The following is an 18457-nucleotide window of genomic DNA, read 5'->3' on the forward strand; positions in this document are numbered from 1 at the left end:
TCTTTATTTAGACAAAATTCAATTTAGTTATCCAAATTCTCTACCCTGGAAACATTCTCTACTCCTTTCAAAGAAGCAATCTTCATCATCAAATTATTCAAATCTGCCGTATTATGTACATACAAATGAATCATTCCCTCAAAGATTCCATCCTTGGTTTCAAAATGCACCGTTCTCATGTTCACGTTACTCTCTTTTGATATAATCATTGTAATATCACTCACTATTCCAGTGCTATCAATGCCATTTAATTTGATCACAGCAAGGAAAGACATGATTTTATGGCTAACCCATTTCACTGGAACAATTTTGTCCCCATAGCTGGACATTAACCGGATTGCCTCCGGGCATTTCCGTTTATGCACAGTAATCTTATCCCCGTCAATCTTCATGCCAACAACATCGTCGCCGGGAATAGGATTGCAACATGGAGCAATGATAAAGTCCGAAGCATCATCAGCAGTAATATCATTAATCACTTCTCCTTTTTTTTCGTCTTTATCTTGCACAGACTTATCCTTATCGCTCTTGAAAAACTGGAGTTTCCAATACTTGACAAATTTATTTTCCGACTTTTTCTTTAAGGCTTTACGCACCTCTTCTATATCCAAATGCCCTTTAGCAAGACTCACGTATAAATCATCTTTATGTTGCAACTTCAAATGCAATAAAGCCTTATTCAGATTTTCTGCCCCGAAAGGCAATTTCATATCTTCCAGCAATTTTTCAAACATAGTGGTTCCTATACGGATTTGCTCCTTTTTCTCCCTTCGGAAAACCATAAGTATATTATTTCGTGCTTTAGCTGTAACGATAAAATCAAGCCAATCACCCTGTGGTTTCTGTTTATCGCTAGTCAGCACCTCAACTTGATCTCCACTCTGTAATCGATGGCTCATCGGAACCAGTTTATGATTCACCTTACCGCCAATACATGAGTTCCCTATCTCCGTGTGAATATCATAAGCAAAATCCAAGACAGAAGCCCCCTTCGGAAGGGTTCGCATCTCCCCTTTCGGGGTAAACACCCGAATTTCCTTAGCAAAAAGATTAAGCTTAAACTCGTCTAAAAACTCCAACGCATCAGTTCCAGGTTGTTCTAACATCTCCTTAATTCCCGCCAACCACTTGTCCACCTCATTACTTGCCTCAGCATTATCTCCCTTGTATTTCCAATGTGCAGCCAATCCCTTCTCTGCAATCTCATCCATTCGACGAGAACGAATTTGTACCTCGATCCATTTTCCCCCAGGTCCCATGACAGTAAGATGCAACGCCTCATAACCATTTGCCTTTGGAACACTCACCCAATCCCGAATTCTCTCCGGTTTTGGGCTATACATATCAGTAATCAACGAGTAAATATTCCAGCATTGCCATTTCTCCGGCTGATTATCCTTTGGATCGAACACGATCCTCACGGCAAGCAAATCATATATCTCTTCAAAAGAAATGTGTCTACGCTGCATTTTTGACCACACAGAATAGACACTCTTCGTTCGTGCTGTTATATCGTAATGATACCCATTTTCTGTTAAACGCTCCCGAATCGGAGCAATAAATTGCTGATACAAACCGGTATGTTCATCCCGATAATCATGAATTCTCTTTTCCAGTTCTTGATATTCAACAGGATTCTCATACTTCAGACTCAAATCCTCCAACTCTGTTTTGATCGCATGCAATCCCATCCGATGCGCTAGAGGTGCATATATATAAAGTGTTTCACTTGCTATTTTCACTTGTTTATGTTCCGGCATAGAATCAAGCGTTCGCATATTATGCAAACGGTCTGCAATCTTTATCAAAATTACCCGTACGTCATCCGCCAATGTCAGAATCATCTTACGAAAACTCTCGGCCTGCTTGGTCGTGTTAGACCCCATAACCTCGCTGATTTTCGTCAATCCGTCAACAAGCGATGCTATTTTAGGACCAAAAAGATTAGCTATATCCTCCACCGTGTAATCGGTATCTTCCACCACATCATGCAAAAGCGCTGCTACAGCTGATTTTGTACCCAATCCGATCTCCTTTACCGCAATCTTCGCCACTGCCAAAGGATGCAATATATAAGGCTCTCCCGATTTACGTCTAACCCCCTGATGAGCTTCCCGGGCAAATTCAAATGCCCTGCGAATCATTTTCACACTCTCCTCAGTCGTCCCCTTTCGCAAAGATTTTATCAAATCATCGAAAGCCATTTCAATCATTTCCTGCTCGTCCATAACCCAAATAATTTTAGATTTAAGATTCTAAATTTAAGATTAAATATCAATCACAAATTGGAATCATAAATCGCTTAATCACTAAACTTTACAGTTCTACATGCCGGGAAGTCACGTCCGCCTGCATGAATAGCGCTGCCATCTTATCAAACATTCCATCTTTCTCCGTGGTCAAGAATTCAATCTGTCCTCCCCGGGAAAGCTCTCGCTCCATTTCCGGATGTCGATACAAATAGTCTCTCAAACTTCGTGCTACAATTTCACCCTGCTGAATTATAGTTATCTCTTTTGGAATAAAAAGATCAATAACACTTCTCAATAACGGATAATGTGTACAAGCTAACACAAGAGTGTCAATCTGAGGGTCAACTTGCAGGATCATATCTATATACTTCTGCACAAAAAAAACTGCTCCCGGGGAATTCATCTCGTTATTCTCCACGATTGGGACCCACATGGGACAAGCCTGCTGCGTAACCAAAAAACCCTTCTCCGAATGAATTTTGGCAATCTCTAACAAATATGACTCCGATGCCACAGTCCCAGATGTTGCCAAAATACCGATATGCCCATTCTTGGTAAAATCCGCCACTGCTTCTACACTGGGACGAATAACCCCCAACACTCTTCGTTGAGGATCTATCCGAGGCAGATCAACTTGCTGGATTGTCCGTAAGGCTTTTGCAGAAGCCGTGTTGCATGCTAAAATAACCAGCTTACACCCCATCCCGAACAATTTTAAAACCGCCTCTCGCGTGTACTTGTAAACAACATCAAAAGAACGAGTTCCATAAGGAGTACGAGCATTATCGCCCAAGTAAATATAATCATACTCAGGCATCTCTTTTACAATATCTTTCAATATTGTCAATCCCCCATACCCGGAATCAAACACCCCAATCGGACAAGACATATGTCTATTACATTAAATTTATAGCTGCTAATATACCCTTTATTCCCAAAGAATGCAAAAAAAAAGCCGCCCAAAAGGGCGACTTTATTTTATTATATAATAAATTATTGAATACCTAATTTTTTCTTTACCAATGGTAATACATCCTCACTATTATCAGCCGTGTACAATAATGCACCTTGACCAAAATTAGGAGTTGCCGCAAAAATATAGGTAAAACCACCTTCTTTACCTACGGCTTGAACTGCATTTTGAATTTTAGTAATAATCGGGGCTAACAAATCTTCCTGAGTTTTTGCCATTTGTTCTTGAGCTAACTGTTGGAAATTTTGAATTCTCTCTGCCAAACCTTGAATTTCTTGTTCTTTAGCTGTCCGGCTTATTTCAGTTAATGTTTTAGCATTTGCTTGATATTCTTGCATTAATTTCTGATAATTATCATGCATTGCTGTCAATTCTTTTCTAATCTCTTGCTCCTTAGCTGCTAAATCATCCTGAGCTTTCTTGAATTCAGGCATACTCGTCATCACCTTTTGGACATCAAGATGACCTAACTTAATGGGTTTTGCAGTTTGAGCAGAAGCTGTAAAAACAGCAAACACAAATGCTACTAAAGCAAATAATTTCAACGTATTCTTCATAATGTTTGTCTTTAAAATAATCTACAAAAATAATAAAATTAAATTCCTTTTCCTAGCCTACATACATAATGTATGCAAAGAAGCTAAAATAATTTATGATTTAATGATTTTAAATTTCAGATGAAGATTAAAGCTAATTCTAAATCTAAAATTCAAAATCTAACATGGTTAAAATTCTTGTCCCAACACGAAGTGGAATTGTGAACCACCAGCGCCACTACGTCCCGGCACATCATCAAATCCATACCCCCAGTCAATCCCAAGCAAACCGAACATCGGCAAGAATACACGCAAACCGACTCCAGCAGAACGATATAAATTAAATGGTTCGAAATCTTTCAACTCAAACCAAGAGTTACCTGCTTCCAAGAAGCCTAAAGCATAAATTGTTGCTGATTGGGCTAAAGAAATCGGATAACGCAATTCCATTGTAAACTTGGAATACAAGCTCGCATCTGAAGATTTCGGGGCAATAAAAGATGAACCTGCATTAGTCAACGATCCATTTTCATAACCACGCAATCCCACGTACTCTCTACCATACAAACTATATCCAGACATTCCATCACCACCCATCTCAAATCCTTCGAACGGAGACTTTTTGTTCTTATCGTAGTAACCCAAGTACCCGTATTGTGCCGAAGCATATAATACCAATGGACGTTTTTCACTACGAGTCAATGGCATGAATACCTTTCCGCTAAACTTCCACTTGTGATATTCAATCCATCTATACTTCACCCGATCCTTCTCAGCTTCGAAATGACGATTTGAGAACAAAGAATACGGTGGAGTCAATGTTAAAGAGAATGTGAATTCACTACCCATCCTAGTGAATAACGGGTTATCAACAGAACTTCTCTTGATAACAGTAGCAATAGACAAGTTATTGGAATTACCATCACTAAAAATATAATACGGCCAATTCTTCAATTGATAACGTTGGAATGAAATTTCATTATACATTGTAAACCAGTTATCCGGCCAGTTAATGCGTCGTCCTAATCCTACGCTAAGACCGTAAGTCAACATCAACTGACGAGAATCGTACATCTGGGAACTATTGCTCATATAATAAGAATTCCGGTAACTACTAGAATATCCCGTTTGACGTGAGAAATACAAAGATACACTCAATGAATTCGGCTTCCTTCCACCTAACCAAGGCTCCCGGAAAGATAAACTGAAAGAAGTATAATATTTACCGTTCGTCTGAGCTTTCAAACTAAACGTTTGTCCATCACCCTGCGGCAAAGGACGATAAGAATCCCAATTAAATATATTACGAATAGAGAAATTCGTGAACGTCAACCCGACAGAACCAATGATCATACCAGCTCCCCATCCTCCGGAAAGCTCAATTTTATCGTTCGCTTTCTCTACTAAACTGAATACAACATCTGCTGTTCCTGCTTCAGCATTCACATTTGCCAAATCGGGCTGAATTTGTTCCGGATCAAAATGTCCCATATTTGCCAACTCTCGGGCACTTCGTATAATATCCTCGCGACTGAACAATTCACCCGGATAAACATACAACTCTCGACGAATCACATGCTCGTGCGTACGATTGTTTCCTTTGATGATTACTTTATTAATAGTAGCTTGAGGACCTTCAACCACCCGAACTTCCAAGTTAATGGAATCTTCTCCAGATATGGTCTCTACCGGAACCAATCGGGAAAACAAATAACCATTATTCTGATACAGATTAGAAACAGCATCATCATCTGACGTCATTCGCTCTCCAAGATATTTACTATTATAAACATCACCTTTCTTGATATTCAACACATCACTCAAAACATCTGAAGAGTAAATGGTATTACCCACCCAAGTAATATTATTGAAATAATATTTATTTCCTTCCTGCACGTCAATATAAATCTTTACTCGCTTAGGAGAGATTTGTACCACACTATCCGAAAGAATTACAGCATCTCGGAAACCTTTCTCGTTATACTTATCAACAAGCAGAAACTTATCTTCATCATAATTCTTTTCTATATAATTAGCCGACTTGAAGAAATTACGAAGAGATTTTTCTTTCGTCTTCTTCATAGCCCCTTTCAGACGACCATCTTTCATTAACTTGTTTCCGGTAATAATAATCTCGTCAATTTTGATCTTGTTATGTTTTTCCACGATAGCATCCAGAATCACGAAATTACTATGTTCCGGATCATCACGTTGAATAATCCTGATATTCGTATTATAATATCCTTTTTCTTTCAGATATTTTTCAATCTGCATCTTTAAATTCGACTTCATCAAGTCTGTCACTTGGGAACCTGGTAACAAATTCATTTTCTCCTTGATCTTATTCTCCTCCGCTTTTTTCAATCCAACATAATTAATCTTGGAAAGCTTATGACGTTCCTTAATATATAAAGCCAGATAAACTTTATCTCCTTCTATCTTATCTATAGCAATTGATACATCCGAAAAAATTCCGTGCCCATACAATCTTTTAATTGCACGAGTAATTGTTTCGCCAGGAATTTGTACTGCCATTCCAATAGACAATCCAGCCATCTGAGCCAAATAATCCTCATCATAGTTCTCCCCCCCCCAACAGCTCGCACTCCAGCTAGTTCATAAGTTTTAGGTGAAGAATAAAAAATATCATATTGTTGTGTCGTATCTGCGACTTGGGCCTTAGCCCCGTACACACACAGTATAAAGATCAATAAAAGCGTTATTTTTCCTATCATCTGAGTCACTTTTTTAGTTGCTCTTCGGTTAACCCGAAACGTCTTTCTCTTTTTTGAAAATTACGAATGGCCAAATATAAGTCTTCTTTTTCAAAATCAGGCCAAAATTTATCAAGAAAATATAGTTCAGTATACGCTAATTGCCATAAAAGGAAATTACTAAGCCTACATTCACCGCTTGTTCGGATCAACAAATCGGGATCAGGAATTCCAGACGTAGTCAGATAGGAAGAAAAATCCACATCAGTAAATGCCTCAATATCTTCAATTTTACCATCTCGTATGTCTTGAGCTATTCGCTTGACTGCAGTCAAAATTTCCCATCTTGCCCCATAACTTAACGCTAATACTAGAGTTAGTCCGGTATTCGATGCTGTTTTCGTTATCAAGCCCTGCAACTTATTATACACCTCTTCCGGCAAATCCAACAAATTTCCAATAGCCTTCACCCGGACTTGCTTTTCCATCAAATTATCAGTTTCAGCCAAAATGGCATCCACCATCAAACCCATTAACACGTCAATCTCTTTTTTCGGACGTTTCCAGTTCTCTATCGAAAAAGCATATAAAGTCAAATACTTCACGCCGATCTCTCCAGCAGCCTCTAGTGCTGCTCTTACTGCATCTACACCTTTTTTATGACCTTCCCATCTCTCCAAACTGCGACTTTTGGCCCACCTCCCGTTTCCATCCATAATAATTGCCACGTGTTCCGGAATATTCTCTTTATCCATAATTAATTGAAAATTACTTTTCACTCTCCAATAAAATTAACTCTATTATTTAAAATCACTTCAACTTTTAGTTTTTAACTTCTATCTTTCTTGTTCCTCTTGTCCTCTCCCCAATTCAATTTATTACGCAACGTTTCATAATAACTATGATCCGGCATTTTCACAACGTTCATTTTAAAATCGCTCGAAGATATAAATAATTCATGATTATCCGACATTCTTTGCATACGAGAATCAGCACTTAACATGAAATTCCCCGAACGGCTCTCCACTTTTAGACGAATTTTCACATTACCGGGCAAAATCAACGGTCGCATATTCAAATTATGCGGACTGACCGGAGTTATGATCAAATTATCACAGCCAAAAGCCACGATCGGTCCTCCGCAACTTAGCGAGTAGGCAGTGGACCCGGTTGGCGTCGCCACGATCACACCATCAGACCAGTATGTTGTGAGATATTCCCCCTCGATATAAGCATGAACTTTCAACAAAGAAGAACGTTCTGTCTTCAATATACTAATCTCGTTCAATGCATAATTAAATTTAGCAAAAGGGTTATCTTTCATCTCGAATTTCACCAGTGCACGCTGTTCCACGTCAAATTCTCCGGCACACAACCAACGAATAGCCTGTGAAATCTCTTCCTGAGCTATATTAGCCAAAAAACCCAACCGCCCGCTATTGATTCCCAACACGGGAACGCCATAACTTTTTACACGCATAACGGAATCAAGAAAAGTTCCATCTCCACCCACGCTAAATAAAACATCCGTATCCTTATCAACATCCTCGTCATAAAAGGCTTGAAAAACATCAGAAACGTCACATTTCTCCTTCAAAAAATCATAGAAAGGTCTATAACAAGTCAAACAAACCCCTCGCTCATTCAGATCATGCAGCATTTGTTTGAAATAAGGATAAAACTCTTCGTGAATCACCCGCCCGTAAATCGCAACTTTACTTATTTTTGAACACATTTATTTAGATTCAATTAATTTAAATTTCAGACCTCCTACATTTCCATAAACTTCAACAATTGTCCATAACGATCTCTCATCTCTTCATTTATGTCTTCACCGGAAACAAACGTATTTTTAATCACATAGCGATAACGGATAAAAGTATCCAGGATCGGCTCAATTCTAGCCGTATTCACTTTAAGAGTAATCTCCACTTTATTAGAATCCGGCATACACGTAACATAACAACTCAATACCTTCGCCTCGTTATATTCCACGATCTGGGCGACCTCTGCCAAAGAATAATCAATTTTATTCACTTCCAACACAATAATTCCACCGGGATCGTCTATACACAAAAGTTTATCGATATTATGCAGGATATCCGTTAATAAAATAGATCCCTGATACACCTCTTTCCGGTTCAAGACTGGTACTACAGACAAAAGCCGGGAAGAGGCCACCCCGATAACATCATACATATGTACATCTTCATAAACAAAAGTCATCTCACGGGGTATATCCAACATACCGATCGTGTCATGAATACTCCCGTGCGTATACATGATTTCATCAGACAGCAACCCCACGTACGTTTCCCCTTCTAATACAGGCAGATGAGACACCCGAAATAAATCCATCCACCCCAACGCTTGGGCACAAGTATCATCTTTTTTCAATACAGGAACAACATTCGACAGTAAACTTGATGCAATCATATTTATTTCATTTATCGCCCTAAAGATACATTATTTTCCCCAGTAAATTTCACCCACAAAATAATTTTCAATTTTCAATATCTCCGTTTTCAATTATTTCTATATTTGCCACGTAAATTAAAAACAGTGAACATCATGTTACCAAAATTTCTTATTGCAGACAATTCTCAGGAAGCGCCAGATTTAGTATACGTTGTGCACACGGAAAAGCCTCGATGCATTATTCAATGTGACATAGATGGCTTTTATAGTAACCAAAAAATTTACTGGACGGATGAAGAGCCTCTTTGCACTGACGACATTGAAACTCTCATGGAAGAAGCTGAAGAATTTTTCGAAACCGAATTAGAGAATCAAGAAGAATTATATGACGAAGAAGAAGACAATTAATTGTCTTCTTCGTATAAATCACAAGCTAATAAGTTACAATTTCACGATAACATCCACCACCTTCAGTAGTTGAAAACTCCTCGGTGGCTTGTAACACAAAAGACAAATTTTGCTTTCTGCACAATAATTCGTAACTTGCAAAACTATTTACGTACTTACAAACCTGAAATTATGTACACGAAAAGTGATCTCAAACAATTTAGACGCAGAGGAATAAAACCCGAGCAAATTGAAAACCAGCTTGAAAATTTCAAGAAGGGGTTTGACTTCGTGCAGATTCGAGATGCGGCAACAATAAACAACGGAATCCACGGCTTGAATGACGAACAAGCCGATGAATTCATCCGCATTTTCGAGGAAAGAATGAATTCATTGAAAATCGTGAAAATGGTTCCAGCCTCTGGCTCCGCTTCGCGCATGTTCAAAACATTGAACACGTTTTTCAACACATACACCGGTAGTGATGAAGACTATTTAAAATTTCGACAGGACAAAGAACCCGGAAGTATATTCTCGTTTTTCGAAAAATTAAAGGAATTTCCATTCTACCCGCACCTAAAAGAGGCCCTTTACAAAGATCGTCTTGATCTAGACAAACTACTCTGGAAGAACCAGTTTATGGAGATATTGGAATACATCCTTACCCCCAAAGGTCTCAACTACAATGCCACACCCAAGGGGTTAATTGATTTCCATATTTATAAAGATCACATCCGTACTGCTGTTGAAGAACACTTGGTAGAAGCGGCGCTTTACGCCAATGACGGTAAAGAAGCTCATATTCACTTCACCGTATCAGAAGAACATATAGGCAAATTTAAGGCTCTCATGAAATCCGTTCTCAAAAATTACCAGAAAGAATTCAACTTGAAGTACGCCATCACGTATTCTATTCAATCGCCAGCAACAGACACCGTGAGTCTTGACTCGGAAGGTAACCTCGTGAGAGACAACGAGGGCAACATCGTGTTCCGTCCTGGGGGTCATGGCGCATTGATTCACAATCTCAATGACCTGAAAGAAGACTTGATCTTCATCAAAAACATTGACAACGTAGCCCCCGATCGTAGCAAAGCTGATACGGTTAAATTCAAAAAAATCCTTGCCGGAGTTTTATTGAAAACACAGGACCGAATTTTCAATTACATGAAAATCCTGAGCAAGAAAAATAGTATCACAGATGAAAATCTAAATGAAATCGAGCAATATATCTATGATCACCTTGGCTATAAACCCAAGGAGGGATTAACTCATACCGATCGTAAAGAAAGAGTGGCCTATCTAAAACAATTACTCGATCGGCCATTGCGTGTATGCGGGATGGTAAAAAATGAAGGAGAACCAGGTGGAGGACCATTCTGGGTAGAAGACAAGGAACATGCAACACGTTTGATGATCGTGGAAAGTGCTCAAGTCAACCTGAAAGATCGAAACCAGAAAAAAATATTCACCCAATCGACTCACTTTAATCCAGTGGATATCGTATGTAGTACCTATAACTATAAAGGTAAAAAATATGACTTGACCAAATACATTGATAACACTCAGGGATTCATCACCAGCAAATCACTGGGAGGGAAAGACATTAAAGTTCAAGAACTACCCGGATTGTGGAATGGTGCAATGGCCAACTGGAACACGATATTCGTGGAAGTCCCGCTATCCACCTTTACCCCGGTAAAAACTGTTTTTGATTTGCTACGTTTTGAACATCGTAACGTATTTAAAGTAGAATAAATGAATTTTAGATTTACGATTTATGATTTCAGATTATTCATAAATCGTAAATCAAAAATGTTGATTCGAGAAAGGAAATCTAAAATTTAAAATCAAGAAATTAATTTGGTGTTCATGGAAAAGAAAAAGAACCACTTACTATTAGTACTTAAGGGATGTGCCATGGGGGCCGCAGACGTGATTCCAGGCGTGTCAGGAGGTACGATTGCATTCATCACAGGTATCTACGAAGAGTTGATCGAGTCTATCCGGGCAATAAACCTAAAAGCATTACGCTTACTGGGAGCCTTCCAATTAAAAGAATTTTGGAAACACATCAACGGAAACTTCCTGATTTCTGTTGTTGCAGGTATAGCCATATCCATATTTTCTCTGGCAAAATTGATGAAATTCTTGCTAGAAACTCACCCGTTATACATTTGGTCCTTTTTCTTTGGCCTCATCATTATTTCTGCTCTCATGGTGTCAAGAGAAATAAAAAAGTGGGATCTATTAACTATCACCTCATTAATCATCGGAGCCATCATTGCTTACACGATCACAGTACTCACCCCGACCAGCACGCCAGATGCCTGGTGGTTTATCCTTCTTTCCGGAGCGATCGCCATTTGCGCCATGATCCTACCGGGAATATCCGGAGCCTTCATATTATTACTTCTAGGAAAATACGAATACATCATCACCGCCGTTAGCGAATTTAATATCCCCATTCTACTTACCTTCTTAGTTGGAGCCGTTGCAGGTATTATAGCTTTCTCTCACTTACTATCCTGGCTATTGAAAAATTACCACGGCATGACTGTTGCCCTGCTGACAGGATTTATGGTCGGGTCTCTAAATAAAATCTGGCCATGGAAAATTATAGACACAGAACTGATTAACGGGATTGCTTTTGATGTTGAGAAAAACGTTCTTCCCAATACCTTCGAACAAGTTAACGGGAGCGATCCTTTAGTATGGCAGGCAATCCTCATGTGTGTCATTGGTATTTTACTCATCTGGGGTATTGAAAAACTAGCTGTAGCAATAAAAAAATAGGTTACAACCTTTATAAACTTCCTCATGCAACTTTTCGGATTACTCGGTTTCCCTTTGGGACACTCATTTTCAAAAGCTTACTTTACGAAGAAGTTCAAGGCAGAAAAAATAGATGCGGAATTTGTGAATTTCGCATCTAACAATATTGAACAGACACTACAAGTTATTAAAACAACCCCATCGCTAAAGGGATTTGCCGTCACGATCCCGTACAAGGAAAAAATCATTCCTTACCTAGATCATATCAGCGAAGAAGCCAAAGAAATCGGAGCTGTTAATTCCGTGAAAGTCGAGCACACCCGTTCCGGTTCCATCCTGACCGGATACAACACGGATATCCTGGGTTTCAAAGAATCTTTATTACAATTTATCCAAACACCACCTACACAAGCTTTACTTTTAGGTACTGGCGGAGCATCCAAAGCCGTTCGGCATGCACTCGTTTCCTTGGGGATTGAAGTATTCACAGTTAGCCGTACCCCTCATTCCCCTTCTGAAATTTCCTACGATCAAGTTGCCTGCTTTCTGCCCAATACCCCTCTAATTATTAACGCTACTCCGGTGGGGATGTGGCCTCATGTAACCGATTGTCCAGACATTCCTTACCACCTTCTCACCCCAAATCACTACCTTTTCGACCTTATCTATAATCCGGAAATAACCGAATTCATGTACCGCGGAAAACAACAAGGGGCACAAATAAAAAACGGCTTACAGATGCTTTATCTGCAAGCCGATTATTCATGGAAACTCTGGAATACCTGATAATCCAGAGTTTCTCTATTTCAAGAAGTATGCAACTTGTTTAGCTTGAGTTCCTTCACATACCTTTACAGGAGTCATCGGTACATCATTGTAAGGAATAAATTCCATGACTTGCAATAAAGCATATTGCTCATCTTCACTACAATATGCCTCTAAACTCAAATTAGATTGTCCGGAACGGGTCAATGATTGCAAATCATCGTATCTATCTTGCTCCAAAATATCATACAAACGTGAAGATTGATTAGCAGCAATATACACTTTATGCTTTTTCAACACTTTCCCTGTTGGCTTGTAGACATAACACTCCTTTTTTACCAAAAATGCCACTATACCCCAAATTGCAATTCCCAAACCAAGCATAATTACCACAGAAGAAAGAGTATCACTTTGCGCTGTATTAACATGGTTGGCTCCATACCAAAGAATAGCAGCACCCAATATTAGCAATGCCAAAGGTTTTACTGGAGATTTTTTCTTTTTTTCTACTCTATCTTTATCTACGTTCAAGATAACATTATCGATATATTCAAATTTACTATCACTCATGACTTTATAATTTTGTACAATTAACTGGTTTACTTTTTTCACATATACCTATCCTTATTCTCAAATCCCAATCGGATAAGACACAACACTACCCGTTAGCAATTAACAAGTAGTGCTTTTCAAAAAAAATAAACTAAAAATCATACAATGATTTCGCACAAGGCAAAGACATAGTACCCACCGTCCTGCTTTGACGCGAAAGAGTCAAGATAATCGTTTTCAATATACCTGAAATAAGGAATAAAAATTTTCCTGTATTCTTCTAAATGCACGAATGCATGATTCTTTTGCAAATAACGGAAATTTGGCTGAACACTTGCCCCATCTTGAATCGTGTTCACTGGCAAAGCATTACCGTTCATTGCAGTCAACATGGCTAACCGCTCGAAATTATCTTTCTCATGTGAAATAAGTCGCTCTTGTTCCGTTGCCTTCGTAAGATAACGGGTTGAATCTATCCCTTGCCCGAGATAAATTACCGCCACCAAAAGCAACACACAATATTTCACAAAAGCATTCATTCAATACATTTACGATAATACATGGCAAAGATACATTTTTTTTCGTATATCTATTCGTTTTTCTCCCATGGGAGAAAAAATTCTCGATTTATAGCGAGAAAATATATCGAAGCAAACTTATTGTATCAATCTTCGGAATGAACTCACGGGAATCGTCAGTTTCACATTCATCTGCTGACTATAAGGCGGCTGATTCGAATAAAATATCGCACGTATACAAGACACCATAGCCACCATGTTTCCACAATCATCCATGATCGGACCTCCACTTGCCCCCTTGGCATAATCGACGGTAAGTTCCATCCGACGAGTAAAGGGGTCTTTAGCATCAGAAGTAGTTGTCCGCATAACCACCCCATTCGTATATGCATACGGGTATCCTTCCGGGTGGCTTAACAAATGTACACCCATCCCCGCCGGGAGATCATTTCCCAACGGCATCGGGGTAAGTACATCTCCCCGGGTATCAATCTTGAAAAAAGCCATATCCGCGGCCTTATTAAAACTCAATATCTCGGAAATCGGGTACACCCGTCCCTCTTCCGTGGCAACAAACATGATACTATCCCGTGGATTCAATTGGGCCGTTGAGTCAAGAAATTCCCAAAACACATGATAATTCGAAACACAAATCCCGTCTTCCGACAACACGACGGCTGTTGCCCAGCCTGCCACCCCTTCCGAACCCATCATCGCACGATGATACTTGTTGACCGTCAACACACTTTCCCTTCTTCCTTCGATCATATCTTGTGGACTCAATTTTTTTTTCTCCGCCCGCCGAGGCACCAACCGAACCGGGGTATTCTCTTTCACTTGCTGAGCCTGCTGCCGTAACGCATGTACCCCACAGAATAATGTTTTTACCTCATCCCGTTTCAAGGAATCCAACAGATCCGCCTCCATGTGCGTATAATCACGATACACGACCTCTTTTTTATTTTTTTGTCCTTGACATGCAACAGAACCGAATACAATCAAATATAAACCGACACACAAGAATTTGCACCAATAATTCATAATTTTCATACTACGCTACTTATTGATTTTACTTCTCTCCTTCAAATATCCGCTCCAACGTTCTCTCCAACCTTTCTCCTCTCAAATCTATCCCTACGATCTTTCCTTCCGGATCAAGCAAAAAGTTACTGGGAATAGCTGTCACACCATACAATTTCGAAGCATCAATCTTCACGCCATGCATACCAGACAACTGTTCCCAAGGCATTCCATCTTTCTCAACAGCCCCTATCCATGCTTTCTCGGAATTATCCAGTGAATATCCGACTACAGTAAATCCCTTATCTTTAAAACGTTCATACACTTTTAGCACGTTCACATTCTCCCGCCGACAAGGGCCACACCACGAAGCCCAAAAATCCAATAATACATATTGTCCCCGGAATGAACTCAACGCCAAATCCTTTCCTTGCACGTTTTTAGCTACAAAATCCGGGGCAAAACTCCCAATCTCCACGGACACGGTCTTTTCTAACAACGCTTTGTATTTTTGTCCCAGTATCGAATTTTTCACCTTTTCATCCAACATTGCGAACAATGGATCTATCATCGATTTCTCTCGAGCTATATTATAAGATCGAGCTAACCAATCCAAAGCGACTAACGATTCAAGGTGACTATCAAAAAAATTCTTTTCCGTACCCTTAAGTTTCTTCGCCATCAAGGCATTCTCTTTATTCAAACTATCAAGAGTTTTGCTATCCCGATTACGGTAAGCCTCTCCGAATCGTTGTCTATATCCGTCCAACCAGTCTCGATAAAATCGAGTACTATCCGTGTATACCTGTAAATCATCATTAGAGGGGGTTCCACTTAATTTAGCTCCTCTCAACGTCTTTTTCGCCACGACCTGAATATTTCCTTCTTCGAGAAATACGAACATGGCGTCATCCGTGAATTTAACAGCATCCTCAAAAAAAGTTTGTGTTTCCCGCCCTAAACGCACCAACGCCCGTTGGGAGTAAGGAAGTTCTCCTTTTAGTTCAAATTTTCCATTCTTGTAAATAGCAGAATCTACCCGAATACTGTCATTCACACCTTTATAAAACACGAAAAGTTTATTCTGCGGATTGGTCTCTATCGTCACCGTTAAGGAATAATTATTCTTCAATTTTTCCGACTGGCATCCTTCTGCAAAAATGCTGAATATTACAAATAACTGTATAAAAATAAATCTCATAACTTAATCATTTATATATACCCAAATCTAATGTAAAATCACAATCCTTTCAACTTCTCCAACATCTTCTCAAATTTTGTATCAGAAGGTTTAGGCAACCCAAGCTCGGCAACCCGTCCTTTTTTGTCCAACAAAATCATTCGAGGAAGAGCTGCTATTTCAAAAACACTCATGAACTCTTTATTACCGGCAATCCACCATTGTAACTTCAACCTTTCCTGCAAGAAACCAAGTTCAAAACGCCAACGCCGCTCTTGTGCATCACAGGAAATACTCACAAACACAACGTTTTTATCTTTATACTTTTCCTCCAACTCCTTCAAATACGGAAATTCTCGTTTACAGGGTTGGCACCACGAAGCCCACACGTCTATTACCACATATTTCCCTTTGAATTGTTCTAAAGACACCTCTTTCCCCTCCATGTCCTTGAACACAAATTCCGGACATAAATCTCCCTTTTTCAATACTTTCACCTTTCCTTCTTTAACCGCCCAACTCAATAAAGGCAAACACAATAAAAATATAACGAGTAATTTTTTCATAAATCTAAAATAAATTGAGAGAATATGGCAAAACTAGGAGGGAGCTTATTTAAACTCCCCCCTACTTGCTCCTTATTCCCAAAATAAAGGACAATACTAATATTTCTTTATCTCCTCCGTAAAGAATTTCAAACCATCCTGCAACACGACATTCTTCACCTTGGGGGATAATTTCAACGACAAATCGATCAATTCCTTCTTCTGCTGTTCACTCCATTTACCTTTCAAAAAGGTGATCGGACGAAAATACAAATAGCTTAATTTACCCTCTTCCATGGTTGGGAAAATCTTCATGAAAACGGCAAATGTCGCATCAGCATCCAATGAAAACATTCCTTTGAGCAATGCCACATAATCATATAAGTATTCCTTACCCGGCAAATTACAAGCTTTTAAGTTATTCTCTATTTCCTCTACATCAACAATATTCGTAGTTTTATTTTTACCCCGAATTATATCCTCCAACTGAGTTTCAAATATCGAAGTCAATTTTGCATTCACAGGTTCCACACCCACACCTTTACGGAAATTATCCACATGACCTAACAAATAATTCATATTCTCAGAACCCATTGGAGAAATATTTGGATTTTCATAAAGGAACCAATATGTTGCATACGACTTTTCGCTATCATTCAAATTTTTCATCAATTCCGCTGAAACTTCTTTTGCTTTATCATATTGCTTAGTTGCCTCTAACGCCTTCAAATAAGAAAGGACAAAACGGCTCATTCGATTCCCAGCTGCATACATCGAATCCATTTTCACCGTAGAAATCTCCCCTAAAGCCAACTTCACTTTATAAACAAACTCTTGTCCCGAAGGAGTCATCCCCACTATAGAATTTATCAAACTTCCATCTGCATTTAACAACAAAAATGTAGGATAAGCGTCCACTCTATACTTTTTAGCAATCTCCGGCCCTTCTCCTTGCTCCATATCATACTTCACACACACAAATCGTTCATTCAAAAAATTCCCCACTTCTTTCAAAGGTAAAACCTCTTTAGCCATAATCTTGCATGGTCCACACCATGAGGTATAACAATCAATAAACACCATCTTTCCCTCCCCCTTTGCTTTCTCCAATGCCTTTTCTAAACCTAGTTCTTGAAAATTTGTTTGGGCAAACACGGGTAGCATCAAAAAAATATAAATATATAATAATACAAACTTTTTCATACGTTCTAATTTACAATAATACCTAAAACTATTTTATAACAATTCAATTTTACCAACTGTATTGAGTAAATTGAGCCGTTCCTCTATAAAATCTTGAATCTAAAATTTTCACATCATCATTCGGAACGATCTCAAAATGTAATCTAAATTTCAAACTAAAAGCTGAACCAAATTCTGCATGGGGATCATACATCAAAATCACGGGTACCAATATTTCTGATGTATGAGGAGGAATCACACAATATTTCTTCATCTGAGGATCGTCAAATGATACATAATTCACCCCTGGAACGGCTACTTTCACTTGAGGTGTCAAACCGGTATAATAAGAAGCACTATCCAGAGCGGAAAGTGTACTCTGTTTCAATGAAAATGTTCGTTCTTTCTCACAAATATTTCCCATGACCAATATCTTATACCAAAGAGTATCGGTTTGGCGTGAAGATGACAATGACCCTGTTTTATCTGAATTAGGATAAGGATCTGCATCATAAGGTCCCACTTGATCGTAATAAAAATTTATTCCATCCGGACCGCTATACGTGGAAGGGACTTCCGCTTTGTCACATGCTTCTAATAACAAGCATGCAAAACATATCATCATTAATATTTTTTTCAT

General features: G+C 38.9%; 17 protein-coding genes and 1 pseudogene. 4 read left to right on the forward strand and 14 right to left on the reverse strand.

Features of this window, described 5'->3' with window-relative positions; genetic code table 11:
• Window positions 1-23: 23 nt before the first annotated feature.
• The 7 genes and pseudogenes from D8S85_RS08070 to D8S85_RS08100 form a co-directional block, all read right to left on the reverse strand.
• Complete coding sequence (locus tag D8S85_RS08070) at window positions 24-2228, reverse strand: RelA/SpoT family protein (protein WP_106480253.1); 2205 nt, start codon at window positions 2226-2228, stop codon at window positions 24-26.
• 88 nt (window positions 2229-2316) lie between these two features.
• Complete coding sequence (gene murI / locus D8S85_RS08075; protein ID WP_127074963.1) at window positions 2317-3141, reverse strand: glutamate racemase; 825 nt, start codon at window positions 3139-3141, stop codon at window positions 2317-2319.
• Window positions 3142-3245: 104 nt separating this feature from the next.
• Window positions 3246-3782: an OmpH family outer membrane protein gene (locus tag D8S85_RS08080; protein WP_106480255.1), complete on the reverse strand. Its 537-nt coding sequence runs from the start codon at window positions 3780-3782 to the stop codon at window positions 3246-3248.
• Between the two features lie 168 nt (window positions 3783-3950).
• Window positions 3951-6496: pseudogene (locus tag D8S85_RS08085) on the reverse strand (BamA/OMP85 family outer membrane protein).
• A 5-nt stretch (window positions 6497-6501) separates the two neighbouring features.
• Window positions 6502-7230 (reverse strand): isoprenyl transferase, encoded by a 729-nt coding sequence (locus tag D8S85_RS08090; RefSeq protein ID WP_106480257.1) that lies wholly within the window; start codon window positions 7228-7230, stop codon window positions 6502-6504.
• 74 nt (window positions 7231-7304) lie between these two features.
• Window positions 7305-8210: an NAD kinase gene (locus D8S85_RS08095; RefSeq protein ID WP_106480258.1), complete on the reverse strand. Its 906-nt coding sequence runs from the start codon at window positions 8208-8210 to the stop codon at window positions 7305-7307.
• A 35-nt stretch (window positions 8211-8245) separates the two neighbouring features.
• On the reverse strand, window positions 8246-8911 hold the full coding sequence (locus tag D8S85_RS08100) for a CBS domain-containing protein (RefSeq protein ID WP_106480259.1): 666 nt from the start codon (window positions 8909-8911) through the stop codon (window positions 8246-8248).
• A gap of 135 nt (window positions 8912-9046) precedes the next feature.
• Between D8S85_RS08100 and D8S85_RS08105 the strand changes: the two genes are divergently transcribed.
• The 4 genes from D8S85_RS08105 to D8S85_RS08120 all read left to right on the forward strand — a co-directional run bounded on the left by D8S85_RS08105 (window position 9047) and on the right by D8S85_RS08120 (window position 12841).
• Window positions 9047-9301 carry a hypothetical protein gene (locus D8S85_RS08105; protein ID WP_106480260.1) on the forward strand — a complete coding sequence of 85 codons (255 nt, stop codon included), beginning with the start codon at window positions 9047-9049 and terminating at the stop codon, window positions 9299-9301.
• A gap of 171 nt (window positions 9302-9472) precedes the next feature.
• Window positions 9473-11038 (forward strand): DUF4301 family protein, encoded by a 1566-nt coding sequence (locus D8S85_RS08110; RefSeq protein WP_106480261.1) that lies wholly within the window; start codon window positions 9473-9475, stop codon window positions 11036-11038.
• 114 nt (window positions 11039-11152) lie between these two features.
• Window positions 11153-12076 (forward strand): DUF368 domain-containing protein, encoded by a 924-nt coding sequence (locus D8S85_RS08115; RefSeq protein ID WP_172726485.1) that lies wholly within the window; start codon window positions 11153-11155, stop codon window positions 12074-12076.
• A gap of 24 nt (window positions 12077-12100) precedes the next feature.
• On the forward strand, window positions 12101-12841 hold the full coding sequence (locus D8S85_RS08120; protein ID WP_106480262.1) for a shikimate dehydrogenase family protein: 741 nt from the start codon (window positions 12101-12103) through the stop codon (window positions 12839-12841).
• Window positions 12842-12856: 15 nt separating this feature from the next.
• Here D8S85_RS08120 and D8S85_RS08125 read toward each other — a convergent pair whose 3' ends face one another.
• The 7 genes from D8S85_RS08125 to D8S85_RS08155 form a co-directional block, all read right to left on the reverse strand.
• Window positions 12857-13390 carry a hypothetical protein gene (locus D8S85_RS08125; RefSeq protein WP_106480263.1) on the reverse strand — a complete coding sequence of 178 codons (534 nt, stop codon included), beginning with the start codon at window positions 13388-13390 and terminating at the stop codon, window positions 12857-12859.
• A 140-nt stretch (window positions 13391-13530) separates the two neighbouring features.
• Window positions 13531-13911, reverse strand: coding sequence for a hypothetical protein (locus tag D8S85_RS08130; protein WP_106480264.1), 381 nt, complete (start codon window positions 13909-13911; stop codon window positions 13531-13533).
• A 117-nt stretch (window positions 13912-14028) separates the two neighbouring features.
• Window positions 14029-14940 (reverse strand): S1 family peptidase, encoded by a 912-nt coding sequence (locus D8S85_RS08135; protein ID WP_228423160.1) that lies wholly within the window; start codon window positions 14938-14940, stop codon window positions 14029-14031.
• 19 nt (window positions 14941-14959) lie between these two features.
• Window positions 14960-16111, reverse strand: coding sequence for a TlpA disulfide reductase family protein (locus tag D8S85_RS08140; RefSeq protein ID WP_106480265.1), 1152 nt, complete (start codon window positions 16109-16111; stop codon window positions 14960-14962).
• 38 nt (window positions 16112-16149) lie between these two features.
• A complete protein-coding gene (locus D8S85_RS08145) occupies window positions 16150-16656 on the reverse strand; it encodes a TlpA family protein disulfide reductase (protein ID WP_106480266.1) in 507 nt (168 codons plus the stop codon).
• Window positions 16657-16752: 96 nt separating this feature from the next.
• On the reverse strand, window positions 16753-17838 hold the full coding sequence (locus tag D8S85_RS08150; RefSeq protein WP_228423161.1) for a thioredoxin family protein: 1086 nt from the start codon (window positions 17836-17838) through the stop codon (window positions 16753-16755).
• Window positions 17839-17887: 49 nt separating this feature from the next.
• Window positions 17888-18457 (reverse strand): hypothetical protein, encoded by a 570-nt coding sequence (locus tag D8S85_RS08155; RefSeq protein ID WP_106480267.1) that lies wholly within the window; start codon window positions 18455-18457, stop codon window positions 17888-17890.

This window comes from Butyricimonas faecalis, assembly GCF_003991565.1.
GTDB lineage: Bacteria > Bacteroidota > Bacteroidia > Bacteroidales > Marinifilaceae > Butyricimonas > Butyricimonas faecalis.

What these genes read in the sequence shown, in the direction of transcription:
- D8S85_RS08070 (WP_106480253.1), bottom strand. Translation starts at nt 2,228, where the DNA reads ATGGACGAGCAGGAAATGATTGAAATGGCTTTCGATGATTTGATAAAA.
- murI (WP_127074963.1), bottom strand. Translation starts at nt 3,141, where the DNA reads ATGTCTTGTCCGATTGGGGTGTTTGATTCCGGGTATGGGGGATTGACA.
- D8S85_RS08080 (WP_106480255.1), bottom strand. Translation starts at nt 3,782, where the DNA reads ATGAAGAATACGTTGAAATTATTTGCTTTAGTAGCATTTGTGTTTGCT.
- D8S85_RS08090 (WP_106480257.1), bottom strand. Translation starts at nt 7,230, where the DNA reads ATGGATAAAGAGAATATTCCGGAACACGTGGCAATTATTATGGATGGA.
- D8S85_RS08095 (WP_106480258.1), bottom strand. Translation starts at nt 8,210, where the DNA reads ATGTGTTCAAAAATAAGTAAAGTTGCGATTTACGGGCGGGTGATTCAC.
- D8S85_RS08100 (WP_106480259.1), bottom strand. Translation starts at nt 8,911, where the DNA reads ATGATTGCATCAAGTTTACTGTCGAATGTTGTTCCTGTATTGAAAAAA.
- D8S85_RS08105 (WP_106480260.1), top strand. Translation starts at nt 9,047, where the DNA reads ATGTTACCAAAATTTCTTATTGCAGACAATTCTCAGGAAGCGCCAGAT.
- D8S85_RS08110 (WP_106480261.1), top strand. Translation starts at nt 9,473, where the DNA reads ATGTACACGAAAAGTGATCTCAAACAATTTAGACGCAGAGGAATAAAA.
- D8S85_RS08115 (WP_172726485.1), top strand. Translation starts at nt 11,153, where the DNA reads ATGGAAAAGAAAAAGAACCACTTACTATTAGTACTTAAGGGATGTGCC.
- D8S85_RS08120 (WP_106480262.1), top strand. Translation starts at nt 12,101, where the DNA reads ATGCAACTTTTCGGATTACTCGGTTTCCCTTTGGGACACTCATTTTCA.
- D8S85_RS08125 (WP_106480263.1), bottom strand. Translation starts at nt 13,390, where the DNA reads ATGAGTGATAGTAAATTTGAATATATCGATAATGTTATCTTGAACGTA.
- D8S85_RS08130 (WP_106480264.1), bottom strand. Translation starts at nt 13,911, where the DNA reads ATGAATGCTTTTGTGAAATATTGTGTGTTGCTTTTGGTGGCGGTAATT.
- D8S85_RS08135 (WP_228423160.1), bottom strand. Translation starts at nt 14,940, where the DNA reads ATGAAAATTATGAATTATTGGTGCAAATTCTTGTGTGTCGGTTTATAT.
- D8S85_RS08140 (WP_106480265.1), bottom strand. Translation starts at nt 16,111, where the DNA reads ATGAGATTTATTTTTATACAGTTATTTGTAATATTCAGCATTTTTGCA.
- D8S85_RS08145 (WP_106480266.1), bottom strand. Translation starts at nt 16,656, where the DNA reads ATGAAAAAATTACTCGTTATATTTTTATTGTGTTTGCCTTTATTGAGT.
- D8S85_RS08150 (WP_228423161.1), bottom strand. Translation starts at nt 17,838, where the DNA reads ATGAAAAAGTTTGTATTATTATATATTTATATTTTTTTGATGCTACCC.
- D8S85_RS08155 (WP_106480267.1), bottom strand. Translation starts at nt 18,457, where the DNA reads ATGAAAAAAATATTAATGATGATATGTTTTGCATGCTTGTTATTAGAA.